Below are 6,566 nucleotides of genomic sequence, written 5' to 3'. Positions count from 1 at the left end.
CAACAGTCAACAGTCAACAGTCAACAGTCAACAGTCAACAGTCAACAGTCAACAGTCAACAGTCAACAGTCAACAATCCTCTCGCTCCTGTACCCTACAACTGATAAGAACACCAGTCACTCCAGCTACCGACATAAAGTTTAGCATCGGGAATTCCGGCGATTTCTAAAGACAGTAAATTAACGCAAGCAGTCACCCCAGAACCGCAATAAACAATAATTTCTTCGGCTTTTTCTAATTCCGTCCATCGGTGTTTTTGTTCCGAGGTCGATCGCACTTTTCCAGTTTCATCCGTCACCCCTTGCCACGGATAGTTAACCGCACCCGGAATGTGACCTGCAATGGGGTCTATCGGCTCCCGCAAACCTTCATATCTCTCGCTTTCTCGCGAATCAACCAAAAAGTTTCCCGGCAAGTCTTTACGCTCTTTTACCGCCTCAATATCTACCGCCAAATCCGGCTGCAAGTGAGCAACAAATTTACCCTCGCGGGGATCGGGCCAAGTATTTGTTACCGGATAGCCCGCCGCTTTCCAGCCGCTGAAACCGCCGTCTAACAAAGCGACTTTGCTGTGTCCCATATATCGCAGCAGCCACCACAAGCGAGCTGCAAAAGCCAGTCGCGAATCGTCATAGGCGACGACTAAAGTTTCTGGTGAATTAATGCCGATCGCGCTCAATTTATCAGCTAATTCTTCAATATTTGGCAGCGGATGTCTGCCGCCGTGTTTGCCCACTGAACTCGCGAGATCGCGGTTTAAATCTAAATAGAAAGCTCCGGGAATGTGACTTTCTTGATATTGTTTTTGTCCCAATTCAGGGTCAGCAAGGGAAAAACGACAGTCAATGATTACAACTTGCGGATTGTCGGTATTGGTGGCCAACCATTCAGGAGAAATGATTAAAGTGTTGTCAGTCATAATTCTTCAAATCAATATTTTAACATTTATCGGGAAGGAGCTTTTTTATCGGGTTCGGCTTTGTCGGTACGAGATTTTTTAGGAGTTGCTTTTTCCGAAGTTTCTTTGGGCGAATTTGATTTTTTAGGAGTTGCTTTTTCCGAAGGTGATTTTTCGGCGGGCGCGGGAGTTGGAGTTGGCAGAGGGGGAGTTACTGCTGCTTCTTGAGCGTAAAGCAGATATTTCTGATACTCGATTACTTTTGATTGAGCGAGTTGATAGTTGGGGCTAGACACTGGTACTCTTCTCATTAATGAGACCGCTTCTTGCCAACGATCGATAACTGTCGTCCAATCTTCCTTGGTTTTTGCCGATCGCCCTAACTCTGCTGCTGTGAGTGCGCTGTTAACGGCTTCTCGAAAAGTATCTGGTGCAGTTGCTAAATCTGCTGTTCCATCGGGATTATTCCCAGCAGTTGCTGCTGGCTGGTTCAAAATTTTACCGACAAACGCCACCACGGCGATCGCCAACATACCCGTTACTAGCCCGACTACAATGAAAGTCGATCGCAGCCGGTTCTCAAAAGCAGCAAGTTCCGGCGGTTTTTCTTCCTCAATATTGCTCTCCATCTCTGTGCGATCGTCCATATTAGCAACAGCAGTATTTGGCACAGATTCTCCTGCAAAGCTCTGTTGTTCAAAAGTGCTGTTCTCTAAACTAAACTCTTGACTCCAAGCAGCAGCAATCTGACCGCTTTCTCGGCCCTCAACCTTCACTTTGCGAATCGAATCCGGCTGCAAATTCGTCAGCTCGGTGCGAACAAAATCAACTAATGTATCTTCTATCGGTACTTGCTCGGCCTCAAGAATTACATCCAAACAATCGCCGTCGAGATTTGCCGAGGCTGTGATGCCTTCAGATTGCAACTGGCTGTTTAGCCAAGATGCGATGGCCTGCGGATTTCCCTGCTTGGCAAGTTCCTGAAAATTAAGCTCTGTCATAGCTGGACACCTGATAATGCAGAAGGTAGAAGGTAGAAGGAAGTTCGGTAACGGATTACGTAACAGATGTAACGGATGGAAGAAGTCAGAAGGCTTTAGTTATTTAGCAGAGAAGTCAGAAGCAATGTGATAGCTCATGTTTCAGCAATTAAGAACGTCTTAACCTTCGGGCGCAGTTGCTATAGAAGGCAGAATTAATGAAAAAGTCAGAAATAATTTTTTTAAAGTTGAAAACACCCTAACTGAAATTCAACAAATAGTATAATGTATCGTGGCAAATCCCAGCCCAAATACGCAAATTATCACTCTCGCTCCCCCTCCCAGCCCTTGGGAAAAGACTCGCAGTCCTTATTCCCAAACGAACTCAGGTTTGTAGTGAGGAATGCAAGTCGTCTTGATCAGCCGCCAAATACTGTTGCTGCAACCAGGTTTTTGATACCGGGTGCGCCAGTCCAGATATTGCAAGCATCGCCCCTACAACCAGCATCCGCCTGGAAAAATCCTCGATCGCGCGGATGGGAGATGGGAAATTTTAGATGAAAAATTTGTGCGATCGCAGTGCCATCGGCGGACAGCGAGTGATATCATCAGTTAGTGAATATTCAAGTTTTTATAGCAAATAACTCGATCGCACAATGGTAGCAATAGCAATTTTAGCTGCTGGACGCGGCACGCGCATGAAATCTGACTTGCCTAAAGTTCTACACGAATTGGGCGGTCGATCGCTAGTTGAGCGAGTCCTCCAAAGTTGTCAAGAAATTCAAATTACCAGGCGACTTGTCATCGTCGGTTATCGAGGCGAACTCGTTAAAGAATCCCTGATTCGAGGCCAAGAAATATCAGGGAAAAATCCTCAATCTCCTCCCCTAGAATTTGTCGAACAAACCGAACAATTGGGAACAGGTCATGCCATCCAACAATTGCTGCCTCACTTAGAGGGATTTCAAGGAGACTTGCTGGTCTTAAATGGGGATGTACCTTTGCTGAGGGCCGAAACTATCAAACAATTGATGGCTATTCACAAACAGCACCAAAACTCTGCTACTTTATTGACAGCTAATTTGCCGAGTCCTCAAGGGTACGGTCGAGTATTTACTGACAGTCAAAACTTAGTCCAGCAAATTGTCGAAGACCGCGACTGCACACAAGCTCAAAAGCAAAATCACCGAATCAATGCAGGTGTTTACTGCTTTCACTGGCCGGATTTAGAGAAAATTTTGCCAGAATTGAAGGCAGACAATGACCAAAAAGAATATTACCTAACTGATACGGTAAATTTCCTCAGTCCGGTGATGGCGGTGGATGTGGAAGATTATCAAGAAATATTGGGAATTAACGATCGCAAACATTTAGCTACAGCTTGCGATATTTTGCAAACGCGGGTAAAGGACAAGTGGATGACGGCGGGAGTGACGCTGCTCGATCCCAACAGCATCACCATTGACGATACCGTAGAGTTGCAGCCGGATGTGGTAATTGAACCGCAAACTCACTTGCGGGGAAATACTTCGATCGCCTCTGGGAGTCGCATCGGCCCCGGCAGTTTGATCGAAAACAGTCAGATTGGGGAAAATGTGACTGTGCTTTATTCGGTGGTTGCTGACAGTATGGTTGCTGAAAATTCGCGAATTGGCCCTTACGCACACTTGCGGGGACACGCAGAAATTGGAGCGAACTGTCGCGTCGGCAATTTTGTAGAATTGAAAAATACTCAAATAGGCGATCGAACTAATGTCGCTCACTTGTCTTATTTAGGCGATGCGACTTTGGGAGAAAAAGTCAACATCGGTGCTGGGACAATTACGGCGAATTATGACGGAAAAAACAAGCACAAAACTCAAATAGGCGATCGGAGTAAAACGGGTTCTAACAGCGTGCTGGTTGCACCGATAACTTTGGGCGAAGATGTTAATGTAGCGGCGGGTTCTGTGGTGACAGAAGATGTGCCGAATGATTGTTTAGTAATTGCCCGTTCCCGGCAAGTTGTCAAACCAGGTTGGAAGTTGAAAGAACCTACAAAGTGAACGATTGTTCACTTTTTAGATGATGAGTTTCCACCCAATCGCGAGTTTCGCACTGGATACCAAAGAAACCGGGTTTTTATAACGGAAGCGATCGCACTCTAGGAATGAGAATTAAATAACTTACAATGCGTGATGGTTCTTGTGGGATGGGCGTCCCGCCCGTCCAGAAAGGGCGGGCTCTTAGGCCCAACCCCTACTCCCCACTTTCAAGAGTGTAAATTATTTAATTCGCGATCCCTAGAAGAGATTTTGGTGAAAAACCCGGTTTCTGCGTAAGTCCGCAACCTTGAGAAATCGGGTGGATCGCGATCGGCTATTTTTGGTTATTTTGCTGGTGCAGATAGTTGTTAATCGCTTTGGCGATTTTTGCTTGCTGGTATGGGTTCATGGTGCGGGGTAAGGAGATGCGAGAGCCTCCACAAGCTAACAGCCTGACTTCGTACCAAATGTCATGATCCCGATCTTTTGTGCGATCGACTTCCACACCATAAATATCGCACAGAGAGTATTCCATTACTTTACGTGCCCACAAACCCCGCTGTTTAACAGTCAAGGTGTTTAAAGTTTCATCGAAGCTGTAGATTTCATTATTTCTCAAGACGATCACTGCGATTCCTGCGAGCAAAAATATGGCTCCTGTCCATCCCAACCAGTGATCCTCTTGGCTTAAGCGCAGCAATCCATTTTTTGCATTTTTAACAAAATAATTGATGTCAGAAGCCACAGCGTCTTGGGTTCCCCAATTAGTGGAGTTAGCAGTGAAAGGAACAGTGCCCACAGAAGTCAAAAGTACAACTCTGGTTTTATAGCCACATCTTTCAACTTTAGCTCCCTGCAAAGAAGCCAGCTCAATTTCTTTGATGTTCGACCCCAGTAAATTCGATCGCACAATCTGGCAATTTCCTTGTTTTGCCTTCAATCGCTGGCAGTTCAGGGTTGCTGCATGATAGTCAAAAGTCAGCGATATCAGTCCAACTGCCATGAATAAACAACTAGGGAGCCAAAAATCAAATATGCTTTGAGTCTGAATTATTAATTCACTGGCTGTTTGCTTGATTATTTTCATTTATCTCACCCTTTTATTCCAAAATTGAGGCTACACATCGACTTCCTGACCCCGCTCAGCCAAATTGTTAACTTATATATTATTTGAAGTCGTCCTTTGCCATGACCCCTTTTATTCTGCTAATAGATTAGCACTAAAATGTCTGACCGACAACAAAGGTCGGGAGTTTACCTGCGGCTGGGTTTAAGATAGCTTTCCGTGATTTAAAGTAGATGAATCTTAAAAGTATATTAATTATCTTATGGGAATGAGACCTTAGCTTCGCGAGCCGTAGGAAAGTAATCACTCTGGTGAGAACAGGTTTACATTTTGTTACATTATCAGGTTTATTTGCGCCTACTTAATTATCAAGGTCGCGAGTTTACCTGCGGGCGTGTTTAAGATAGCTTTCCGTGATTTAAAATAGATGAATCTTAAAAATATATTAATTATGTTATGGGAATGAGACGTTAGCTTCGCGCTCCGTAGGAAAGTAATCACCCGGAGCATCTCAATGAAAGCAGCAAAGCTCGAAATTGGAATTAGGAGTCAGGAGTCAGGAGCTAGGAGAAAAGAGTCAGAAGGAAGAAGAAAGAAGTGTTTTTGCAAATATGAGATGCTCCCGTAATCACCAAGGTGAAAAAAGGTTTACATTTTGTTACATTATCAGGTTTATTTGCGCCTACTTAATTATCGTTAAGCTAATCCGCATTTAAATTGCATGGTCAAATAAACTTTCACTCTTGTGGGGAGTAGGGGTTGGGCCCGAAAGCCCGCCCTCAACACAAAATTTAAATGGGAGCATTTCACTTATGCAGCCCTCCGCTAGAAATTGGAGCCAGGAGTCAGGAGTCAGGAGTCAGGAGGAAAGAAGAAGGAAGAAGGAAGGAGGAAGAAGGAAGGAGCCATAATAAGTGTTTTTACAAATATGAGATGCTCCCATTTAAATGCACAACAGCTTAGTTATGGATTTGGGCGATTGCCTACGCGATAGCTAGGGTTCACCGATTTGTAGGGCAAATACATTGCTAAGCGTGCGATTATCGTTAATCGAGATATAGCTGCGAATCAAGTCAGCCATTTTGTATTGTTCGGTTAGGGAATAGCTTCTTAAACAGATGATCTCGCCCCCGAACATCCACAAATCAACATAATAGCTACGATTTCCCTCGCTATCTCCTATTTCCTCTAATTCCACCGCAGAAATCTCGTGAGTTGAGCATTCGGTAACATCATGAAGCCACACACCCCGTCGTTTAATGGTCATTTTGCTAAAAGTTTTATCAAAAATGTATGTTTCATCTATCGCCCCGTCCAACAAAGACAGCGAAAACAACAGAAATATACCTCCACCTATCCAATTTGATGCTAAAATAATCTGCAATAGTCCAATGACGATGAAGGGAGAAATTAATAGCAAACCATCCCAGGCGCTCGCTGTTTTAATTGTTAGTTTAGTTGGTGTCCGCGTGAGAATTTTCATCAGTTTATTTTGGATTTTCACAAACAAGGTGAATTACTTATAGCCTTTCTCAGAAAGATGAGGTACAATAACAGCAGTGTGTAAACCAGTTAAAAATATTTGATGATGTAACTTG

General features: G+C 44.2%; 5 protein-coding genes. 1 reads left to right on the top strand and 4 read right to left on the bottom strand.

The genetic code is table 11. The features are described from left to right. Positions 1–94: 94 nt before the first annotated feature. Both QUB06_RS33645 and QUB06_RS33640 read right to left on the bottom strand, forming a co-directional pair. Positions 95–919, bottom strand: coding sequence for a sulfurtransferase (locus tag QUB06_RS33645; RefSeq protein ID WP_333439073.1), 825 nt, complete (start codon positions 917–919; stop codon positions 95–97). Positions 920–945: 26 nt separating this feature from the next. Then, a complete protein-coding gene (locus tag QUB06_RS33640; protein WP_333439071.1) occupies positions 946–1,899 on the bottom strand; it encodes a hypothetical protein in 954 nt (317 codons plus the stop codon). 635 nt (positions 1,900–2,534) lie between these two features. Here QUB06_RS33640 and glmU point away from each other — a divergent pair. Next, positions 2,535–3,923 carry a bifunctional UDP-N-acetylglucosamine diphosphorylase/glucosamine-1-phosphate N-acetyltransferase GlmU gene (glmU, locus tag QUB06_RS33635; RefSeq protein ID WP_333439069.1) on the top strand — a complete coding sequence of 463 codons (1,389 nt, stop codon included), beginning with the start codon at positions 2,535–2,537 and terminating at the stop codon, positions 3,921–3,923. Between the two features lie 313 nt (positions 3,924–4,236). Here the strand turns inward: glmU and QUB06_RS33630 are convergent, their stop codons facing one another. Then, a complete protein-coding gene (locus QUB06_RS33630) occupies positions 4,237–4,989 on the bottom strand; it encodes a hypothetical protein (protein ID WP_333439068.1) in 753 nt (250 codons plus the stop codon). 973 nt (positions 4,990–5,962) lie between these two features. Next, positions 5,963–6,451, bottom strand: a complete 489-nt coding sequence (locus QUB06_RS33625) for a hypothetical protein (protein ID WP_333439066.1) — start codon at positions 6,449–6,451, stop codon at positions 5,963–5,965. Positions 6,452–6,566: the final 115 nt, after the last annotated feature.

The organism is Microcoleus sp. D2_18a_D3, assembly GCF_036702455.1.
Lineage (GTDB): Bacteria > Cyanobacteriota > Cyanobacteriia > Cyanobacteriales > Microcoleaceae > Microcoleus.
This window is presented reverse-complemented; position numbering and strand designations above follow the sequence as displayed.